A 16,731-nucleotide genomic window follows, 5' to 3' on the forward strand; every position below is an offset into this window, starting at 1 on the left:
GCCGGATGTAACCCCGAAGCGAACGGGCCAAACACGGCTTTTCTTGATTTTGATTCTGTGGCTGGATACGCCACCGGGGGCGTATAGACGAGGAACTCGCGCGTTGCAACCTCAGCGTGGCTTTTTGGCTTAATGGCTCCCACACATTACTTCTGAGCCGAGCTTGTTTCCGTTTTGCGCGACGAAAACAACCAGAGCCCGGCAGCACTATCTTAAACGAATTGAGCCCCGGTCAGAACCGAGGCTTGAAGCATTCTCTCTATTTTGGCGGTTATTTCAGCCGCCGTAGACGTGCTCACTCGCGATTCGCGCGATTTCGCCGCGGCCAATCCCGATGTCGCTTAGCTCGCGCTCAGTAAGGGCATCTAGTTCGGCATAAGTTTCCTTATACATCCGCCGAAGTGCGCGAGCCTCTTGAAGCCGGTCTACATAACCTTTCAAGCGGTCAAAGAACGGGACGTCAAAACTGTTTGATACGTTTACATGTGCCATTACGTGTTCCTATGTGTTTTGGGCGAAAACGCTTCGCTCCTTATCGTTAGCCCTCCCGCTTACACGTTCAAAATAGGGAGATCCGTTAGCGCCAACAATCCACAGATGAGCCGTGACGCCATGCAAAAGACGCATAGCTTTCAAAAGGTAAAAAAAACACCTCCGAGATCATCTCGAAGGTGTTGCATCACAATAGACTTTCTGTGCTCAAGCTTAGCGAGCAATCTTGCCAGAGCAAGCCAACTCGATGTCACAGCGACGCAGGCCGATGTCTGCCAGCTCGCGATTTGTCAAACGCGACAGCTCTTTGTAAGTGCGAGTGTACTCAGTACGTTCTTGCGCCGCGGAACGCAGGTTAGAGATTGTGGCGCGGACGCGGTCAAAAACGTTGAACGATGTGGTTGTTGTAGTTGCGTAAGCCATTTCATTTTCCTTTGTTATCGGTCCGGGGACAGCGTCGACCCGGTGAATCACGAACGCCATTTGCGGCGACACAGGAGAGATAGGGCCGCTCACTGCATTCAACAACGTACAGCTTGGAAAGCCCGCCATGCATAAACTGCATAACTTTTGAGCACCCCAGGAGTGGCAAGTTACAATGTTTGGCAAAAAGAAAAGCGCCGCACTTTTCTGTGCGGCGCTTAACAAATTTCCATGTGTTCGAGACGCTTAACCGCGTTCTTCGATGATCTCAACAAGATGCGGGATCTTGTTGATCATGCCGCGAACCGAAGGAGTATCTTCCAACTCACGGGTGCGGTTCATTTTGTTCAGACCCAAGCCGACCAGTGTCGCGCGCTGATCCTGAGGGCGGCGGATCGGGCTACCGATCTGCTTTACTACGATGGTTTTAGCCATAACGACTACTCCTTACGCTTCTGCAGCTTCAGTGGCAGGTGCTTCGTCCTTGCGCAGGATGTCGGCAACTTTCTTACCACGGCGAGCCGCTACGTGACGGGGGCTGCTTTCTTTCTGCAGGCCGTCGATGGTGGCGCGGATCATGTTGTATGGGTTCTGCGAACCGATCGACTTGGACACCACGTCCTTGACGCCCAGCATTTCAAACACAGCACGCATTGGACCACCGGCGATGATCCCGGTACCTTCTGGTGCTGTCCGCATGACAACTTTACCAGCGCCATGACGACCTTCGATGTCATGGTGCAGCGTACGACCTTCACGCAGAGGCACGCGGATCATTTGGCGCTTGGCTTGCTCTGTCGCTTTGCGGATCGCCTCAGGAACTTCTTTGGCTTTACCTTTGCCAAAGCCGACGCGGCCCTTTTGATCGCCAACAACCACGAGTGCAGCAAAGCCGAAGCGTTTACCACCTTTCACGGTTTTCGACACACGGTTGATCGCAACCAGACGATCTGCGAATTCCGGGGTTTCGTCTTCGCGGTTGCGTCCACGACCCCGGCGGTTATCACGTTCTGCCATTGAGGTACTCCATAAATTCTCGGCACATAAGCGCCAATTCTATCCAACCCAGGTGAGTCCCTAGACCCCCGGATCATCGGGGGGACGCGAACGTCCCCCACAAGTCTTAGATTTTCAGTCCGCCTTCACGCGCAGCGTCGGCCAGAGCCTTCACCTTGCCGTGGAAGAGGAATCCGCCGCGGTCGAAATAAGCTTCGCTTACGCCGGCTTTGGTCGCACGTTCGGCAATCGCGGTGCCCACTTTGGCAGCGGCTTCCACGTTGTTTTTGCCGAGAACGCCCAGATCCTTCTCCAGCGAGGAGGCGGAAGCCAGGGTCACACCGTTCACATCGTCGATCAGCTGAACGCTGATGTTCTTGTTTGAACGGTGTACCGAAAGACGCGCGCGCCCTACGTTGACCTTGCGAAGTTTGTTCCGGACGCGCAGGCGGCGCTTCAGAAACAGGGTTCTTTTGCTGTTTGCCATTTGTCTGGTCCTTACTTCTTCTTGCCTTCCTTGCGGAAGATATACTCGTCTTTGTACTTGATACCTTTGCCCTTATAGGGCTCGGGCTTGCGCCATTCGCGGATGTTTGCCGCAACCTGACCGACGAGTTGTGAGTCTGTGCCTTCAACGATGATCTGCGTGGCCTTGGGGGCTGTGACGGTGATACCGGCAGGCACTTCAAAGTTCACTTCGTGGCTCAGGCCGAGCGACAGTTTCAGGGTGTTGCCCTGCATCTGCGCACGATAACCAACACCGTTGATTTCTAGCTCTTTTTTGAAGCCCGTCGTTACACCTGTCACCATGTTGGCGACGACTGTACGCGACATACCCCATTGCTGACGTGCGCGCTTGGACATGCCACGCGGCTTCACGGTCACAACGTTTTCTTCAACCGCAAGCGTGACATCGTCCGTTGCAGTGAAAGACTGGGTGTCCTTCGGACCTTTGATTTCGATGGTCTGGCCGGAGACAGAGGCAGTTACGCCGCTGGGCAGCTCGACCGGTTTTTTACCAATACGAGACATCAAGCTCTCCTTAGAAGACCGTGCAGAGCACTTCGCCGCCAACATTGTTGGAGCGTGCGCTTGCATCCGACATCACACCCTTTGGGGTGGAGACAATCGACACACCAAGGCCCTGACGGACAACTGGGATGTCATTGACGCCCATGTAAACGCGACGGCCGGGCGTGGAAACACGCTTCAGCTCACGGATAACAGGGGTGCCTTCGTAGTATTTCAGGCTGATTTCGAAGGCCGCGTGGCCATTCTCTTCAGATGCTTCGTAGCCGCGGATGTAGCCTTCGTCGGCCAGAACATCCAGAACCCAGCCACGCAGTTTGGAAGCGGGGGTAGACACCACCGACTTGCCGCGCATCTGGCCGTTACGGATACGGGTTAGCATATCACCGATAGGATCGTTCATATCGCTCTCTCCTTACCAGCTGGATTTGACCATGCCGGGGATCTGACCAGCAGAGCCCAGCTCGCGCAGCGCAATACGGCTGACCTTCAACTTACGGTAGTAAGCGTGAGGACGACCGGTCAGCTGACAGCGGTTGTGAAGACGGGTAGCCGAGCTGTTGCGCGGCAGTTTCGCCAGCTTCAGACGCGCTTTGAAACGCTCTTCCATCGGCTTGCTTTCGTCATTCGCGATTTCTTTCAGCTCGGCGCGTTTGGCTGCGTATTTTGCCACCAGGCGCTCGCGCTTTTTTTCGCGTTCGATCATTGCTTTCTTAGCCATGTCTCTTTTCCTTCCCGATTACGCGCTGAAGGGCATGTTGAAATGCTTCAACAGGCTCTTGGCTTCGGCATCGGTTTCAGCGGTGGTGGTGATCACGATATCCATGCCCCAGGCTTCATCGACTTTATCAAAGTCGATTTCTGGGAATACGATATGCTCTTTCAGACCAGTGGCAAAGTTGCCGCGGCCGTCAAAGCTCGGCTTCACACCACGGAAGTCGCGGATACGCGGCATCGCAACGGTGATCAGACGGTCCAGGAATTCGTACATACGATCGCCACGCAGGGTTACCTTGGCGCCCATCGGCATACCTTCGCGAACGCGGAAGCCGGCGATAGAGTTCTTGGCAACTGTGGTCAGGGCTTTCTGACCTGCAATCAGGGTCAGATCGGCCTGAGCCGACTTGGCTTTTTTGCTGTCTTTTACAGCCGCACGACCACAACCGATGTTCAGAACAATCTTGTCCAGACGCGGGATCTGCATGTCGTTCTTGTAGCCGAACTCTTCTTTCAGAGCGGCACGGATGGTTTCAGCGTAGGTCGCCTTAAGACGCGGGGTATAGTTTTCAGTATCAAGCATCGATCACGTCCCCCGTGGTTTTTGCGAAACGAACCTTCTTGTCGCCTTCCATGCGGAAACCAACGCGGGTCGCTTTGCCGTTTGCGTCAAGATATGCCAGATTGCTCAGCTGGATTGGCATCGCCTGAGGGATGCGACCGCCCTGATTTGACTGGGTCTGTTTGGTGTGACGGATCGAGATGTTGATCCCGTCTACCACGGCCTTGCCAGCTTTGGGATCAACGGAAGAGATAGTGCCCTCTTTGCCTTTGTCCTTACCGGCAAGAACGACAACTTTGTCGCCTTTTTTCAGTTTAGCAGCCATCTTACAGCACCTCCGGGGCGAGCGAGATGATTTTCATGAAGTTCTTGGCGCGCAGCTCACGAACAACCGGGCCAAAGATACGCGTACCTACGGGCTCGTTGTTGTTGTTCAGAATAACGGCTGCATTGCGATCAAAACGGATCGCGGTGCCATCTTCACGGCGGACTTCTTTTGCGGTGCGTACGACAACGGCCTTACGGACGTCACCTTTCTTAACGCGACCACGGGGGATGGCTTCCTTAACCGAGACGACAATAACGTCGCCTACGGATGCGTATTTACGCTTGGAACCACCCAGAACCTTGATGCACTGAACACGGCGCGCGCCGCTGTTGTCAGCTACATCCAGGTTGGTTTGCATCTGGATCATGTGGTTTCTCCCGACCTATGGGGCACCGATGCGTGGTGTTTCCCCCAGGGTTTCGACTGACTGTTAAGTCTAGTCGCCAGGAATCTCGTTATCGAGATTCTTAGGCTTCCAGAACTTCCCAGCGTTTCGTTTTCGATTTCGGCGCGCATTCGATGATGCGAACTTGATCGCCGACCTTGAAAGCGTTCTGCTCATCGTGAGCCCGGTATTTTTTGGACTTACGAATGGTTTTCTTCAGAACCGGGTGTGTGAAACGACGTTCAACAGACACGGTGACTGTTTGGGCGTTGGCATCCGAGGTTACGGTGCCAGTCAGGATACGTTTGGGCATCTTTAGGGCTCCTCTTACTCAGCTGCCGATTTTGCTTTTTCGTTCAGGATCGTCTTAACGCGCGCGGCGTTACGACGAGCTGCACGAATCTGCGCAGGGTTTTCAAGTTGGCCAGTGGCCGACTGAAAGCGCAGGTTAAAGCTCTCTTTTTTCAGATTGGCCAGCTCTTCACGAAGCTGATCCGGCGTTTTTTCACGCAGTTCTTTGGCGTTCATCGCCTTTTCCTTTCTCATACACCAGAAGGCCCCCTGGGTTATCTGAGGGGTGACCTTTGACCTGATGGACAAATGACAAACACACGAATCCTGTGTTCACAGGAATCCATGAGATGGCGCTCTATACGGGGTGTGTAGCGGGATAGCAAGTAGTACTAAGGAAATCTTCGAGAACCGCTTAAGTTCCGCGTTCTCGCCAAACTCAGCGTGCTAACTTCGTGCGTTTTCAAAGATGAGCTTTGAACGCATATCACGCGCAAAAGCGGCCTCAAGAACCGCAAGTGTTGCGTGATTGGTCTCGCGCAGCCGCAAGACTTTGTCGCGCTCAATCCGCCATACACGACAAGGTGTTTGCAAAATCGTTGTCGCCACGGCACCGTCCTCGCCAACAAGCGACATCTCACCAATGAAGTGACCGCCCTCAACAACCCGCACCAGCCGCCCATCAATGTGAATTGCGACTTCGCCGGAAGACAGATAGCTCAAGAACTCTGGTGTTTGCCCCTCAGTCGTTAGGATTTTACCCTCTGGCAATTCTTCCCATCGACCTCGATCCAGAAATCGCCGCGCTTGACCAGGTGTAAGTCCCGCCAAGAGTTGCGTGCGATACGCGTCTTCCTCCACTGAGAAAACCGCGCGTCGATCATTCCTCCACAAAATGGCGAGCTCCGCCAGATTTACCGCGACCAGCAGCGACTGCCAAAAAACACCAACCGGATTGCCAAGCCAAAAGTAGTCAAAAGCAATCCCCGCCAATGCGGACGCAACGACCATCAAGCGCAGCCACAACATGCTGCGCATCAGCATTGAGAGGACAAGCAGCAGATAGGATAAATGCCCGGCCCAGCCGTCGGTTATGAAGCTCGTGTCCAATGAAAGGATCAAATGCGTTTCGCCCTCAATCAGCGTCCCATGAGTGTCGCCAATTTACAGTGAAACGCAAGCTTACTCCCATTTATAGTTGAAGCTCACCGAAATCCGTTCATCCTCGGCCAAGTTCATGGGAACTTCATGGCGCAGCCAGCTTTCCCAGAGCAGGACATCGCCGACCTCTGGCCTCACATAAATAAACGGCTGCAGTTCACGTCTTGCCTCTTTGGTTCGAGTCGGTGCGGCCATCATGCGTCCGGACCGTGGGTCTTCCAGCTTCAATGCGCTCGAACCGCCGGGCATGGCGACGTAGGTTGTCCCGCTTATTACCGAATGCGGGTGCAGGTGGGAACTGTGTGTTCCGCCTTCCGGCAGGATATTGATCCAAATGTCTTCCAGCTTCAATTCACGTCCATCCAAGTCAAACGCGAGATCCTGCGCAAACGCCTTCACGTGGGAATCCAATGCGTCCACGATGTCCGCAAAGATTGGGAACCGCCAGGGCAAGTCGGTCAAAGACGCGTAAGAGGTATAGCCAGGATAGCCGTTTTCTTCGCACCACGCCTGCCCCGCTTCATCATCTTCAGCAATCGAATAACACGACGCCTCCAGCTCATTCGGGTCGATTGATTTTCCATACTCGCCAAGGCGCGCACGATAGAGACGGGTCACAAAGAGAGATTCGATCTGGGCCATGGCACCTCATAGCCTGCGTATTCTAACGCGACAATGCCCCTGTACCCTGTGCTTCACGCACCGATATCCTTCAATTTTTGGCGCAGCTCGTTGTTTTCCCTTTGAAGCCGTCCTATTTCTTTTGATGCAACGTGCTTGATCACCTCTGCCGGATAGAGTTCAGGAATATACTTAGGGCAATTCCAATCCATCGCGACAACGTCGATACACAATACGCGCTCAATCCTTGGTCCGTCGGTGTCCAACAACTCAAGCGTCTGCTCGGCGACGTCAGATGCGTTTCGCAGGGTGGCATGCCCCTGCAACTTCAAGCGCCTCTTATTCATATAGTCCATGCAGAACAGTGAAATCTTATTGTTTGACTGCAAATTTCCCATCGATAAATACTGCCGGTTTCCAGGGTAGTCGCCGCAAACTATTTGGTGATTGCCCACAACCTGCAAAAAGCCGCGTGGCCCGCCCCTGTGCTGAACGTAGGGCCAGCCCTCCGGTGTCGTGGTCGCGATATAGACACTCTCCCTTTCTCGAATAAATGCAATGTCCTCGATAGAAAGCTTGTCCTGCGTCCTGTGCCTGTACCCCACTTGGTATTTTTCATAACTACCGTCGGCTTTTTGTAGCTCAGCGACCGCCTCGTGAAACATTAGTTCGGCGTAATTTTCCATGCGACGCTCCCATTTTTTGCTTCCCGGCGATCCCGGTCGCTCATTTTCAATAGGTAGTTCCAATTCTCAAAAGAAAAACCCTCCGGCCAATAGGCCGAAGGGTCACTTCTTTGTCAGATGTTTTCAGCACATCGCAGGATGCACCAAAATTGATCTTACCAGTCTTCGCGAACTACGACGCGAGTTTTCACCGGAAGCTTCATCGCTGCAAGGCGCAGTGCCTCGCGCGCAACTTCGTCGGAAACACCGTCGATTTCGAACATCACACGGCCTGGTTTGACCTTGCATGCCCAATAGTCCACGGAACCTTTACCTTTACCCATACGAACTTCGGTTGGTTTCGAAGTAACCGGAGTGTCGGGGAAGATGCGGATCCAAACACGGCCCTGACGTTTCATGTGGCGGGTCATCGCGCGGCGAGCCGCTTCGATTTGACGAGCAGTCACACGCTCAGGCTGAGTGGCTTTCAGACCGAAAGAACCGAAGTTCAGGTCCGAACCGCCTTTTGCGAGGCCTTTAATCCGGCCTTTGTGCATTTTGCGGAATTTTGTACGCTTTGGCTGAAGCATTTGTCAGTCTCCCTTAGCGACGACCGCCACCTGCACCGCGAGGTGCTGGGCCGTCCTGGAGTTCCTGGGCTTTACGATCACGTGCCGCTGGATCGTGTTCCATGATCTCACCTTTGAAGATCCAGACTTTGATCCCGATGATCCCATAAGGTGTCATCGCTTCGGAATGTGCGTAATCGATGTCGGCACGCAATGTGTGCAAAGGCACACGGCCTTCACGATACCATTCGGTCCGTGCGATTTCCGCGCCGCCCAGACGGCCAGCAACGTTCACCCGGATACCCAGAGCGCCCATTCGCATGGCATTCTGAACCGAACGCTTCATAGCGCGACGGAACGAAACACGGCGTTCCAGCTGCTGAGCGATCGACTCGCCAACCAACTGAGCATCCAACTCAGGCTTGCGAACTTCAACAATGTTGAGGTGCAATTCAGAGTCGGTCATCGTGGCAATTTTCTTGCGCAGGGTTTCGATGTCCGCGCCTTTCTTGCCGATGATAACGCCAGGACGAGCTGTGTGGATCGTAACACGGCACTTTTTGTGCGGACGTTCGATGATCACACGTGCAATACCAGCTTGCTTGCACTCTTTGTTGATGAACTCACGGATTTTCAGATCTTCCAGCAGAAGATCACCGTAGTCTTTGGTATCTGCGTACCAACGGCTATCCCAGGTGCGGTTCACCTGAAGACGCATGCCGATCGGATTGACTTTGTTACCCATTAGGCTTGCTCCTCAACTTGACGCACCGTGATGGTAAGCTCCGAGAACGGCTTCATTATCTTGCCGAAACGACCACGGGCCCGCGGGCGACCGCGTTTCATGGTCAGGTTCTTGCCTACATAGGCTTCGGCAACGATGAGCTCGTCAACGTCCAGGTTATGGTTGTTTTCGGCATTCGCGATAGCGGACTGAAGACATTTCTTCACGTCTGCTGCAATACGCTTGTTCGAGAAAGTCAGGTCGGTCAACGCCTTCTCAACTTTCTTGCCGCGGATCATGCCTGCAACCAGGTTCAGTTTCTGCGGGCTTGTACGAAGCATCCGGACTTTGGCCATTGCTTCATTGTCTGCCACGCGGCGGGGGTTCTTTGCCTTGCCCATGACTTACTTCCGCTTCGCTTTTTTGTCGGCCGCATGTCCGTAATAGGTACGGGTAGGCGAATATTCACCGAACTTTTGACCGATCATATCCTCAGACACGTTGACTGGGATATGTTTCTTGCCGTTGTAAACGCCAAACGTCAGACCCACAAACTGGGGCAGGATCGTCGAGCGGCGCGACCAGATCTTGATAACTTCGTTGCGGCCCGACTCGCGCGCTGCTTCGGCTTTTTTCAGCACGTAAGCATCGACAAAGGGGCCTTTCCATACAGAGCGAGACATATGTTAACGCCCCTTCTTCTTGGCGTGACGCGAGCGGATAATAAGCTTTTGCGACGCTTTGTTCTTGTTGCGGGTACGAGCACCCTTGGTCGGCTTACCCCAAGGCGAAACTGGGTGACGACCACCCGAGGTCCGGCCTTCACCACCACCATGTGGGTGATCGATCGGGTTCATGACCACACCACGAACCGACGGACGCTTGCCTTTGTGGCGCATACGACCGGCTTTACCGTAGTTCTGGTTGCTGTTGTCGGGGTTGGACACGGCACCAACGGTGGCCATGCATTCCTGACGCACGAGACGCAGTTCGCCCGAGCTCAGACGGATCTGAGCGTAGCCACCGTCACGACCAACGAACTGCGCATATGTACCTGCGGCACGTGCGATCTGACCGCCTTTACCTGGCTTCAGTTCGATATTGTGAATAATGGTACCAATCGGCATGCCGGAGAACGGCATCGCGTTGCCCGGCTTGATGTCGGCCTTGGCCGACGCGATCACCTGATCGCCAACTGCGAGACGCTGAGGAGCGAGGATATAGGCCTGCTCGCCGTCTTCGTACTTGATCAGTGCGATGAATGCGGTCCGGTTCGGGTCATACTCGATCCGTTCGACGGTTGCCGCTACATCAAATTTGTTCCGTTTGAAGTCAACAATCCGGTAAAGGCGTTTTGCCCCACCACCGCGACGACGCGATGTAATCCGTCCGGTATTGTTCCGGCCGCCCGATTTAGTCAAACCCTCTGTGAGAGACTTGACAGGACGTCCTTTCCAAAGCTCCGAACGGTCGATCAGCACCAGCCCGCGCTGGCCCGGCGTCGTCGGCTTATACGACTTGAGTGCCATGCTTTCTGTCTTCCGTTTAGCAGTGCGAGGCATCAGCCTCGCTATGTAGATAGCCCCCCGAAGGTGGCCGAGTTATAAGGCCCCGAAGGTCCCCGATTAAATAACAACCGGCCCCAGAACGAATCTGAGGCCAGTCGACTGGCGGGATATAGCGGGGATCGGTGTGGGTGGCAAGTAGATCGCCCTGTTTTTCTTAGCCCCACCACCATCGCTGCACAAACGCGCATCGATGAGGCGCGCAGTGGCGATCTAAGTTTTCTGACAGCCACTTTATCACAACCAAATCCGCGCGTCACATCAAGGCCGCTCCCACCTCACCAAATCGCCAAGCGCGGGCAGTCAGCGATTTTCGAGCAGCCCATGGGCCGCAATTTTGCACCACACAATCTTGTTAGTGGTCGGCTTGGAATTCCCGCAAACGCCTTGGGAACACACCAATCGAAGTTCCCTGCCCTATAACAACGATCTTAGAGCCTGCCTCAAGTCTGGATGCAAAATCCTCAGTCACCCCGCAAATACGATCCAATCCCGGCGGCAGCCCCTCGAGTGAAATTGACCGCCTGCAATACTTTCGGTTCCGCCGATTCGGATTATCGACAACGAATTCAATTTCTACGGTTTCGCTCGCGAATAACGCCCATTTCATTGGAAAAGTCGCCGTTAAAGTTAGGGCTGCAAAGCCATAACACAAAAGCGGTGAGACGATGATAATGAATGCCCGCTTGAACTTTCCATAGATCCGTTCGTTGATCTCGGCGTTCTTCTTAAACAAGTGAAGCCCGTGCAAGCACATAATTGCGGCGATCACGATCCTAGGAAAATAGGTTACTTTCGCCCAATAAGTCGACGGTAAAAATTGGGAACCAACGACGAAAGAAAAACAGGAATAATGCTCGCGAAGAAGACCACTGCGACAAATATGTGCACAAACCATTCGGCCGTGAACTTTTTCGGTTTGTATCTTTTCTGCATAAAATGCATCCAACGGTTAAGTTACATTCGGAACACTGATTTGGGCTAGTTCAAGAACCGCGGTAACAAAAGCCCCGGATCTCCCAGAGGGAAATTCACCACGTCGCGTAGACCAAGCGACGTCTGGTCTGATATTCAACGATGACAGATCTCCATATCGTGCGACCTTCTTCCAATGTCACCTAAAATACTCATTACGTTTCTGCAACTAATCCAACTCGCCTCAACGCACCTAATCCGCCGAATCTTTGAATACACTCCCGAAACTGCTAACATTTCAATCGGACGCCAACTTTCCAAGGACCCGCCATGACGCTGGACGAGATTCTAGACCTGAACGCCTACCCCATCGGCGACGCAGCCTTTCGCGCAACGTGCAAAAATCGCTTCGAAGAAACCGGTGTACTGTCGATGCCTGGCTTTGTACAGCAGGGCGCCATCAATGCAATCCGCGACGAGGGCGTTGCCAACGCCGACAAGGTCTTTGCCAAGACCGAACAACACACCGTTTACCTCAGCGCCCCTGATCCCGCGTTTGCCCCGGATCACCCGCGCAACCGCATGGTGACCTCGTCCAAGGGCTGTATCACCGATGACCTGATCTCAACCGGCTCGCCACTGCGCGCGCTTTACGATTCCCCGCTGTTTCAAACGTTTTTATGCGAAGTACTTGGCGAAGAGGCCGTCTATGAATACGCCGATCCCCTTTCATCAATTAACCTACACTTTGCGCAGACCGGGCAGGAGCTGGGATGGCATTTCGACAACTCGTCCTTTGCCATCACGCTAATGGTGCAGCCGTCGGAAAAAGGCGGGCAGTTTGAGTATGTCGAGAACGTCCGCGACGCCGATGCAGGCGACATGAACTTTGACGCGGTGGGCGATATTCTGGATGGTAAAACCCCGGTGAAGGAACTTGTCGCCGAGGCCGGAACGCTGGTGTTCTTCCGCGGCCGCAACTCGATCCACCGTGTTGCCCTAAACGAAGGAAATCGCACCCGCATGCTGGCGGTGCTGGCCTACAACTCGGAACCGGGCGTGTCCCTGTCAGAAGAGGCGCGGATGACGTTTTACGGGCGCACCGGTTAGTCTACCCTTCAGATCGATCAAGGCCCTTATACAAAAGATTTTCATATTTCCACAAAAAACCCCCCCGGCTTACACCGAGGAGGTTTCTCAGTTTTCCGTAGACCGGGCTTCAGCCCGGACCGATAATCACAGACCGGTCGAAACGTCGATCGTGTTGCCTTCTTCCAAGGTCACATAAGCCTTTTTAACGTCTTTACGCTTGCCCAGCTGGCCGCGGAAACGTTTGACTTTACCCTTGGTAATAGTAGTGTTGACCGCTTTGACCTTTACACCAAACAGAGCCTCAACGGCCTCCTTGATCTGAGGTTTGTTGCTGTCGATCGCCACTTCAAAAACAACCGCACCGTGCTCAGACGCCATGGTTGATTTTTCGGTGATAACCGGCTTGCGGATCACGTCGTAATGTTCTGCCTTAGCGCTCATTTCAGACGGGCCTCCAATGCTTCGATCCCCGCCTTGGTGATCACCAGAGTGTCACGCTTGAGGATGTCATAGACGTTTGCACCCATCGTTGGCAGGATATCCAAGCCTTCGATGTTGCGCGATGCTTTGAGGAAGTCCTCATTCACCGAAGCGCCATCGATGACTAGAGCGCGTTTCCAGCCCAGGTTTTTCACCTGCTTTGCCAGAGCAGCAGTCTTGCCCTCGGTTGCGGCATCTTCGATCACAACCAGCTCACCCGCCTTGGCCTTAGCCGACAGCGCGTGCTTAAGACCCAGCTTGCGGAACTTCTTGGGCAGGTCGTGGCCATGCGAACGGACTACTGGACCTTTGTAGATACCACCACCGCGGAAGATCGGTGCATTACGGTCACCATGGCGTGCGCCACCGGTGCCTTTCTGGCGATAGATCTTCTTAGTCGAGTAGCTGGTTTCCGAACGGGTCTTCACTTTGTGAGTGCCGGCTTGCGCATTGTTACGCTGCCAACGAACCACACGGTGCAGGATGTCCGCGCGGGGTTCCTGACCGAACAGGTCTTCGCTCAGATCAACCGAACCGGCATTCGAGCCGTCGAGTTTGATTACGTCAAGTTTCATGCTTCACCACCTTCTGCAGGGGCTTCTTCGGCCGGAGCTTCAGCAGCAGATTTCACAGCCGCCGGGAAAGGCAGACCTTCCGGCGCTTTTTTCTTCACGGCATCCTTGACGGTGACCCAGCCACCTTTGGAACCGGGAACTGCGCCCTTGATGAACACCAGACCACGATCGGCGTCAGTTTTGACAACCTCCAGGTTCTGAGTGGTCACGCGGGCAGCGCCCATGTGGCCAGCCATTTTCTTGCCTTTGAAAACCTTACCTGGATCCTGACACTGACCAGTTGAGCCGTGCGAACGGTGGCTAATCGAGACACCGTGTGTCGCCCGCAGACCGCCAAAGTTCCAGCGCTTCATTGCACCGGCAAAGCCTTTACCGATCGAAGTGCCGCTGACGTCGACTTTCTGACCTTCAAGGAAGTGTTCCGCCGAAATTTCGGCACCCACTTCGATCAATCCGTCTTCGGAAACGCGGAACTCGGCCAGCTTACGCTTTGGGGCGACTTTTGCCGCAGCAAAGTGGCCACGCATAGCTTTAGAAGTACGCTTGGCTTTTGCCGAACCTGCACCCAACTGAACGGCTGTATAGCCGTCTTTATCTTCGGTGCGCTGTGCGATAACCTGAAGTCCATCCAGCTCAAGAACTGTCACAGGGATCTGCTTGCCGTCTTCCATGAACAGGCGGGTCATGCCCACCTTTTTCGCGATAATACCAGAGCGCATATCTCTATACCCTCCTTAAACCGAGATCTGGACGTCAACACCAGCCGCCAAGTCGAGCTTCATCAGCGCGTCCACGGTCTGAGGTGTCGGGTCTACGATGTCGAGAAGACGCTTGTGCGTACGGATCTCAAACTGATCGCGGGATTTCTTGTCAACGTGGGGACCACGCAGAACGGTAAACTTCTCGATTTTGTTCGGAAGCGGGATCGGGCCACGGACAGTTGCGCCGGTGCGCTTTGCCGTGTTCACGATTTCCTGTGTGCTGGCATCCAGTACACGGTAATCGAAAGCCTTCAGCCGAATGCGAATGTTTTGACTTTGCATTTCGTCAGCCTTTTATCAGGCGTGAGAGTTGAGAGGAGGATGTGCGACCACCGCAAACCCTCATCGAACCCAAAAGGCGGGAATCATCCCGCCTCAATGTTCTCTCCAAGAACTCGCGCGATATACATGTGTGATGAGAGGGAGGCAAGCGCGAAATACGGACATCTGGGAACGCCGAAAGATAGTCTCGAGCCCAGTCGATTAAACGTTGGGCGCGTGTTTGTTTCGCCGTCAAAAATTTTACCCGGTGTAGAGGGAGGGATACACCGGGCCTTCTTTGTTGGGGGTCCGAGCGGAGTAGCTGCGACTAGAGTTTTAGTCCAAGTTGCTGTGCGCTCTTTTTCATAGATGACTTGTGCTTATTGCCCTTCTTGAAGCGGTTGGATTCCGAATTTTTTGAGTTTCCGACGAGTTTCCACCAATCTCCGCGTTTTGGCTTACTGTCACGAGTCCAGATAATACCTTCCCCATCGACAACATGCTCTCTGCATCGTTTTTCGGCCGCCTTATCCGTGCGCTTTCCGTCCTTTAGGAAACTCCAAGTCAATTCGAAACACCGTGTGCCCTTCGTCGAAACCGTCCACTTACCAACACCAACAGAATATTTAGGGCCCGATTTATCTTTGCTTGGAAAAATCGCCAACGCCTCCCCATCCGGCGCATAGTAGATCCCTCCCCCTTTTGCTCCAATCAATACTTTTGTTTGCGTAATATTTGAAAATGACTTGCGGGTCAGCATTTTTCGCGTTTTTCGGTTTACTTCAGGCCAAAGCAATTCCGCCGGTTCCGACTAATGAGACGATAATGGCTGCTGCGACGTAGCTCTGTTTAAAAAAAGGCATGTTTTTCCAATCTAATATTATTCTGAGACATCAATTGATCATCCAGCATCTCAGGGTCGAGTGACCAAAGCGCCCGCTCAATTCACATTTGCCCGTCTGCGATGTCTCGTTAGCATCCCAAATGTCAACTCAATGGCCCGAATAAACAAGCTATCGAATCCGATACAGGTTAAATGGAAATCCAGCCATCCCGGATGGCAATCGCAACCGCCTGCTCGCGTGTAGCGGCGCCAAGTTTTCGCCGAATGGATAGCAAATGCTTGCGCACCGTGACTTCGGCAACATTTGCCTTGAGCGCGATCTGATCATTGCGCAGTCCACTGGCGAGCCAACTTAGAACATCACGCTCTTTGGGAGATAGATTCTCTGGTCGAATGTTGATTTCGCCGCCATCGTAGCCTGCAAACGGAACTGGGATGTTCGCCGCAATGATAGCATGAATGATCTTCAAACGATCCAATCCGATCACTGCATCCACCTCGGCAAGTGTTTGATCGGAACAAAAAACAACAAGCGACCGATACCCGGACGTCAGGCTTCCGGCCATGCTGCCGTAGAGAGAACCATACCCATGCGCTTTCAAATCATGGTTCAGCTCCCATGCAGGGTCAGATCGACCTAGCGTGCCACAGCTTGTCATGACTTCAGAATGACCGGCAAGCAAAGCACCGACAAACGGATCGATCAAAAAGTATTTTTTGGCTTCGTATCTATTGAGCCAAATATCGCTCATAGAAGATCTACCCCAGCCCGGCTCATCCCCAGTCAAATTTGTTCCCGCCGCATTCACAGCGGTACCGCCAATGTCCAAGATTACACTCTGGGTAATTTCCCAGTTATTGTTGGTGTCAGGACTCTGTTGAAACCTTTGATTGATCTCGAAGATGGCTTGCTCAAACGGTTCTAAACTAATACGCATTTGCAGGTCCGAAATCATAAGATTATAGAGCACAAAAGCCGATAGATTATCGCTCAACATCTATCATTTACGCGCCAAACAAATTCAAGATGAAGTGAAAGGCCAATTTTGGCAAGAGCATTCAACTTTAGATCGAATACCGTTTGCAACCATCTCAAATATGCGATTTTCCATTTCGCTTGCAATTTCGGCGCTTGGTTAGAATTATTTTTTCTTGAAAACTTGATATTGATGCCACGCAAAAAAAAGGGCCGCCCAATGGGCGGCCCTTTGTTCATTCAGAGGGTCTCTGAATTAGTCTACGATTTTGGACACAACGCCCGAACCAACCGTGCGG

The 16,731-nt window shown here is 53.3% G+C and carries 29 protein-coding genes; 1 reads left to right on the forward strand and 28 read right to left on the reverse strand.

Annotation, left to right across the window (positions count from 1 at the left end; genetic code table 11):
- Positions 1–276 precede the first annotated feature (276 nt).
- The 22 genes from CLV88_RS15100 to CLV88_RS15205 all read right to left on the reverse strand — a co-directional run bounded on the left by CLV88_RS15100 (position 277) and on the right by CLV88_RS15205 (position 11,477).
- The gene (locus tag CLV88_RS15100; protein WP_106609243.1) at positions 277–492 is read right to left on the reverse strand and encodes a DUF1127 domain-containing protein; all 216 of its coding nucleotides are present in this window, start codon (positions 490–492) and stop codon (positions 277–279) included.
- 213 nt (positions 493–705) lie between these two features.
- The gene (locus tag CLV88_RS15105) at positions 706–915 is read right to left on the reverse strand and encodes a DUF1127 domain-containing protein (RefSeq protein ID WP_106609281.1); all 210 of its coding nucleotides are present in this window, start codon (positions 913–915) and stop codon (positions 706–708) included.
- Positions 916–1,161: 246 nt separating this feature from the next.
- A complete protein-coding gene (rpmD, locus tag CLV88_RS15110) occupies positions 1,162–1,350 on the reverse strand; it encodes a 50S ribosomal protein L30 (RefSeq protein ID WP_106609244.1) in 189 nt (62 codons plus the stop codon).
- Between the two features lie 12 nt (positions 1,351–1,362).
- Complete coding sequence (gene rpsE, locus CLV88_RS15115) at positions 1,363–1,932, reverse strand: 30S ribosomal protein S5 (RefSeq protein ID WP_106609245.1); 570 nt, start codon at positions 1,930–1,932, stop codon at positions 1,363–1,365.
- A 106-nt stretch (positions 1,933–2,038) separates the two neighbouring features.
- A complete protein-coding gene (gene rplR / locus CLV88_RS15120; RefSeq protein WP_106609246.1) occupies positions 2,039–2,398 on the reverse strand; it encodes a 50S ribosomal protein L18 in 360 nt (119 codons plus the stop codon).
- 11 nt (positions 2,399–2,409) lie between these two features.
- Entirely contained in the window at positions 2,410–2,943 is a 534-nt protein-coding gene (gene rplF / locus CLV88_RS15125; protein ID WP_106609247.1) for a 50S ribosomal protein L6, read from the reverse strand.
- A 10-nt stretch (positions 2,944–2,953) separates the two neighbouring features.
- Positions 2,954–3,343, reverse strand: coding sequence for a 30S ribosomal protein S8 (rpsH, locus tag CLV88_RS15130; protein ID WP_106609248.1), 390 nt, complete (start codon positions 3,341–3,343; stop codon positions 2,954–2,956).
- A gap of 12 nt (positions 3,344–3,355) precedes the next feature.
- Positions 3,356–3,661: a 30S ribosomal protein S14 gene (rpsN, locus tag CLV88_RS15135; RefSeq protein WP_010437098.1), complete on the reverse strand. Its 306-nt coding sequence runs from the start codon at positions 3,659–3,661 to the stop codon at positions 3,356–3,358.
- A gap of 18 nt (positions 3,662–3,679) precedes the next feature.
- Positions 3,680–4,240, reverse strand: coding sequence for a 50S ribosomal protein L5 (gene rplE, locus CLV88_RS15140; RefSeq protein ID WP_106609249.1), 561 nt, complete (start codon positions 4,238–4,240; stop codon positions 3,680–3,682).
- Positions 4,233–4,544, reverse strand: coding sequence for a 50S ribosomal protein L24 (gene rplX, locus CLV88_RS15145; RefSeq protein ID WP_106609250.1), 312 nt, complete (start codon positions 4,542–4,544; stop codon positions 4,233–4,235). The genes rplE and rplX overlap by 8 nt, the downstream gene beginning before the upstream one ends.
- A gap of 1 nt (position 4,545) precedes the next feature.
- Positions 4,546–4,914 carry a 50S ribosomal protein L14 gene (gene rplN, locus CLV88_RS15150; RefSeq protein WP_106609251.1) on the reverse strand — a complete coding sequence of 123 codons (369 nt, stop codon included), beginning with the start codon at positions 4,912–4,914 and terminating at the stop codon, positions 4,546–4,548.
- 100 nt (positions 4,915–5,014) lie between these two features.
- Positions 5,015–5,245: a 30S ribosomal protein S17 gene (rpsQ, locus tag CLV88_RS15155; RefSeq protein WP_073253018.1), complete on the reverse strand. Its 231-nt coding sequence runs from the start codon at positions 5,243–5,245 to the stop codon at positions 5,015–5,017.
- 14 nt (positions 5,246–5,259) lie between these two features.
- Entirely contained in the window at positions 5,260–5,460 is a 201-nt protein-coding gene (rpmC, locus tag CLV88_RS15160; RefSeq protein WP_106609252.1) for a 50S ribosomal protein L29, read from the reverse strand.
- A gap of 210 nt (positions 5,461–5,670) precedes the next feature.
- A complete protein-coding gene (locus CLV88_RS15165; RefSeq protein WP_243403678.1) occupies positions 5,671–6,345 on the reverse strand; it encodes a Crp/Fnr family transcriptional regulator in 675 nt (224 codons plus the stop codon).
- A gap of 60 nt (positions 6,346–6,405) precedes the next feature.
- The gene (locus tag CLV88_RS15170) at positions 6,406–7,026 is read right to left on the reverse strand and encodes a 2OG-Fe(II) oxygenase family protein (RefSeq protein ID WP_106609253.1); all 621 of its coding nucleotides are present in this window, start codon (positions 7,024–7,026) and stop codon (positions 6,406–6,408) included.
- Between the two features lie 53 nt (positions 7,027–7,079).
- Positions 7,080–7,691 carry a pyridoxamine 5'-phosphate oxidase family protein gene (locus CLV88_RS15175; protein WP_106609254.1) on the reverse strand — a complete coding sequence of 204 codons (612 nt, stop codon included), beginning with the start codon at positions 7,689–7,691 and terminating at the stop codon, positions 7,080–7,082.
- A 155-nt stretch (positions 7,692–7,846) separates the two neighbouring features.
- Complete coding sequence (gene rplP / locus CLV88_RS15180) at positions 7,847–8,260, reverse strand: 50S ribosomal protein L16 (RefSeq protein WP_106609255.1); 414 nt, start codon at positions 8,258–8,260, stop codon at positions 7,847–7,849.
- Between the two features lie 13 nt (positions 8,261–8,273).
- The gene (gene rpsC, locus CLV88_RS15185; protein WP_106609256.1) at positions 8,274–8,984 is read right to left on the reverse strand and encodes a 30S ribosomal protein S3; all 711 of its coding nucleotides are present in this window, start codon (positions 8,982–8,984) and stop codon (positions 8,274–8,276) included.
- A complete protein-coding gene (rplV, locus tag CLV88_RS15190) occupies positions 8,984–9,364 on the reverse strand; it encodes a 50S ribosomal protein L22 (protein WP_106609257.1) in 381 nt (126 codons plus the stop codon). The genes rpsC and rplV overlap by 1 nt, the downstream gene beginning before the upstream one ends.
- A gap of 3 nt (positions 9,365–9,367) precedes the next feature.
- Positions 9,368–9,646, reverse strand: coding sequence for a 30S ribosomal protein S19 (gene rpsS, locus CLV88_RS15195; protein ID WP_106609258.1), 279 nt, complete (start codon positions 9,644–9,646; stop codon positions 9,368–9,370).
- Between the two features lie 3 nt (positions 9,647–9,649).
- Entirely contained in the window at positions 9,650–10,492 is an 843-nt protein-coding gene (gene rplB / locus CLV88_RS15200) for a 50S ribosomal protein L2 (protein WP_106609259.1), read from the reverse strand.
- Between the two features lie 391 nt (positions 10,493–10,883).
- Complete coding sequence (locus tag CLV88_RS15205) at positions 10,884–11,477, reverse strand: hypothetical protein (protein ID WP_133169973.1); 594 nt, start codon at positions 11,475–11,477, stop codon at positions 10,884–10,886.
- 296 nt (positions 11,478–11,773) lie between these two features.
- Here CLV88_RS15205 and CLV88_RS15210 point away from each other — a divergent pair, with 296 nt between their 5' ends.
- Entirely contained in the window at positions 11,774–12,553 is a 780-nt protein-coding gene (locus tag CLV88_RS15210; protein ID WP_207797072.1) for a HalD/BesD family halogenase, read from the forward strand.
- Between the two features lie 126 nt (positions 12,554–12,679).
- Here the strand turns inward: CLV88_RS15210 and CLV88_RS15215 are convergent, their stop codons facing one another.
- The 6 genes from CLV88_RS15215 to CLV88_RS15240 form a co-directional block, all read right to left on the reverse strand.
- Positions 12,680–12,976 (reverse strand): 50S ribosomal protein L23, encoded by a 297-nt coding sequence (locus CLV88_RS15215; RefSeq protein WP_106609261.1) that lies wholly within the window; start codon positions 12,974–12,976, stop codon positions 12,680–12,682.
- Positions 12,973–13,590 (reverse strand): 50S ribosomal protein L4, encoded by a 618-nt coding sequence (rplD, locus tag CLV88_RS15220; RefSeq protein ID WP_106609262.1) that lies wholly within the window; start codon positions 13,588–13,590, stop codon positions 12,973–12,975. Before rplD ends, CLV88_RS15215 begins: the two co-directional genes overlap by 4 nt.
- Positions 13,587–14,309 (reverse strand): 50S ribosomal protein L3, encoded by a 723-nt coding sequence (rplC, locus tag CLV88_RS15225; RefSeq protein WP_106609263.1) that lies wholly within the window; start codon positions 14,307–14,309, stop codon positions 13,587–13,589. Before rplC ends, rplD begins: the two co-directional genes overlap by 4 nt.
- 15 nt (positions 14,310–14,324) lie before the next feature.
- Positions 14,325–14,633, reverse strand: coding sequence for a 30S ribosomal protein S10 (gene rpsJ, locus CLV88_RS15230; protein ID WP_093094483.1), 309 nt, complete (start codon positions 14,631–14,633; stop codon positions 14,325–14,327).
- A 307-nt stretch (positions 14,634–14,940) separates the two neighbouring features.
- Complete coding sequence (locus tag CLV88_RS15235) at positions 14,941–15,372, reverse strand: DUF995 domain-containing protein (protein ID WP_106609264.1); 432 nt, start codon at positions 15,370–15,372, stop codon at positions 14,941–14,943.
- 272 nt (positions 15,373–15,644) lie between these two features.
- Positions 15,645–16,208: a response regulator transcription factor gene (locus CLV88_RS15240; protein ID WP_165798911.1), complete on the reverse strand. Its 564-nt coding sequence runs from the start codon at positions 16,206–16,208 to the stop codon at positions 15,645–15,647.
- Between the last annotated feature and the right edge of the window lie 523 nt (positions 16,209–16,731).

The organism is Shimia abyssi (genome assembly GCF_003014475.1).
In the GTDB taxonomy this organism is placed as follows: domain Bacteria; phylum Pseudomonadota; class Alphaproteobacteria; order Rhodobacterales; family Rhodobacteraceae; genus Shimia; species Shimia abyssi.

Excerpts from the sequence above, each read along its gene's own strand:
- rpsJ (WP_093094483.1), bottom strand. The coding sequence starts at position 14,633 with ATGCAAAGTCAAAACATTCGCATTCGGCTGAAGGCTTTCGATTACCGT.
- rplB (WP_106609259.1), bottom strand. The coding sequence starts at position 10,492 with ATGGCACTCAAGTCGTATAAGCCGACGACGCCGGGCCAGCGCGGGCTG.
- rplE (WP_106609249.1), bottom strand. The coding sequence starts at position 4,240 with ATGCTTGATACTGAAAACTATACCCCGCGTCTTAAGGCGACCTACGCT.
- rplX (WP_106609250.1), bottom strand. The coding sequence starts at position 4,544 with ATGGCTGCTAAACTGAAAAAAGGCGACAAAGTTGTCGTTCTTGCCGGT.
- rplC (WP_106609263.1), bottom strand. The coding sequence starts at position 14,309 with ATGCGCTCTGGTATTATCGCGAAAAAGGTGGGCATGACCCGCCTGTTC.
- rplN (WP_106609251.1), bottom strand. The coding sequence starts at position 4,914 with ATGATCCAGATGCAAACCAACCTGGATGTAGCTGACAACAGCGGCGCG.
- rpsS (WP_106609258.1), bottom strand. The coding sequence starts at position 9,646 with ATGTCTCGCTCTGTATGGAAAGGCCCCTTTGTCGATGCTTACGTGCTG.
- CLV88_RS15105 (WP_106609281.1), bottom strand. The coding sequence starts at position 915 with ATGGCTTACGCAACTACAACAACCACATCGTTCAACGTTTTTGACCGC.
- rplD (WP_106609262.1), bottom strand. The coding sequence starts at position 13,590 with ATGAAACTTGACGTAATCAAACTCGACGGCTCGAATGCCGGTTCGGTT.
- rpsQ (WP_073253018.1), bottom strand. The coding sequence starts at position 5,245 with ATGCCCAAACGTATCCTGACTGGCACCGTAACCTCGGATGCCAACGCC.
- rplF (WP_106609247.1), bottom strand. The coding sequence starts at position 2,943 with ATGTCTCGTATTGGTAAAAAACCGGTCGAGCTGCCCAGCGGCGTAACT.
- rplR (WP_106609246.1), bottom strand. The coding sequence starts at position 2,398 with ATGGCAAACAGCAAAAGAACCCTGTTTCTGAAGCGCCGCCTGCGCGTC.
- rplV (WP_106609257.1), bottom strand. The coding sequence starts at position 9,364 with ATGGGCAAGGCAAAGAACCCCCGCCGCGTGGCAGACAATGAAGCAATG.
- CLV88_RS15100 (WP_106609243.1), bottom strand. The coding sequence starts at position 492 with ATGGCACATGTAAACGTATCAAACAGTTTTGACGTCCCGTTCTTTGAC.
- rpsC (WP_106609256.1), bottom strand. The coding sequence starts at position 8,984 with ATGGGTAACAAAGTCAATCCGATCGGCATGCGTCTTCAGGTGAACCGC.
- rpsH (WP_106609248.1), bottom strand. The coding sequence starts at position 3,343 with ATGAACGATCCTATCGGTGATATGCTAACCCGTATCCGTAACGGCCAG.
- CLV88_RS15210 (WP_207797072.1), top strand. The coding sequence starts at position 11,774 with ATGACGCTGGACGAGATTCTAGACCTGAACGCCTACCCCATCGGCGAC.
- CLV88_RS15235 (WP_106609264.1), bottom strand. The coding sequence starts at position 15,372 with ATGCTGACCCGCAAGTCATTTTCAAATATTACGCAAACAAAAGTATTG.
- CLV88_RS15215 (WP_106609261.1), bottom strand. The coding sequence starts at position 12,976 with ATGAGCGCTAAGGCAGAACATTACGACGTGATCCGCAAGCCGGTTATC.
- CLV88_RS15170 (WP_106609253.1), bottom strand. The coding sequence starts at position 7,026 with ATGGCCCAGATCGAATCTCTCTTTGTGACCCGTCTCTATCGTGCGCGC.
- rplP (WP_106609255.1), bottom strand. The coding sequence starts at position 8,260 with ATGCTTCAGCCAAAGCGTACAAAATTCCGCAAAATGCACAAAGGCCGG.
- rpmC (WP_106609252.1), bottom strand. The coding sequence starts at position 5,460 with ATGAACGCCAAAGAACTGCGTGAAAAAACGCCGGATCAGCTTCGTGAA.
- rpsN (WP_010437098.1), bottom strand. The coding sequence starts at position 3,661 with ATGGCTAAGAAAGCAATGATCGAACGCGAAAAAAAGCGCGAGCGCCTG.
- CLV88_RS15240 (WP_165798911.1), bottom strand. The coding sequence starts at position 16,208 with ATGAGCGATATTTGGCTCAATAGATACGAAGCCAAAAAATACTTTTTG.
- CLV88_RS15175 (WP_106609254.1), bottom strand. The coding sequence starts at position 7,691 with ATGGAAAATTACGCCGAACTAATGTTTCACGAGGCGGTCGCTGAGCTA.
- rpmD (WP_106609244.1), bottom strand. The coding sequence starts at position 1,350 with ATGGCTAAAACCATCGTAGTAAAGCAGATCGGTAGCCCGATCCGCCGC.
- rpsE (WP_106609245.1), bottom strand. The coding sequence starts at position 1,932 with ATGGCAGAACGTGATAACCGCCGGGGTCGTGGACGCAACCGCGAAGAC.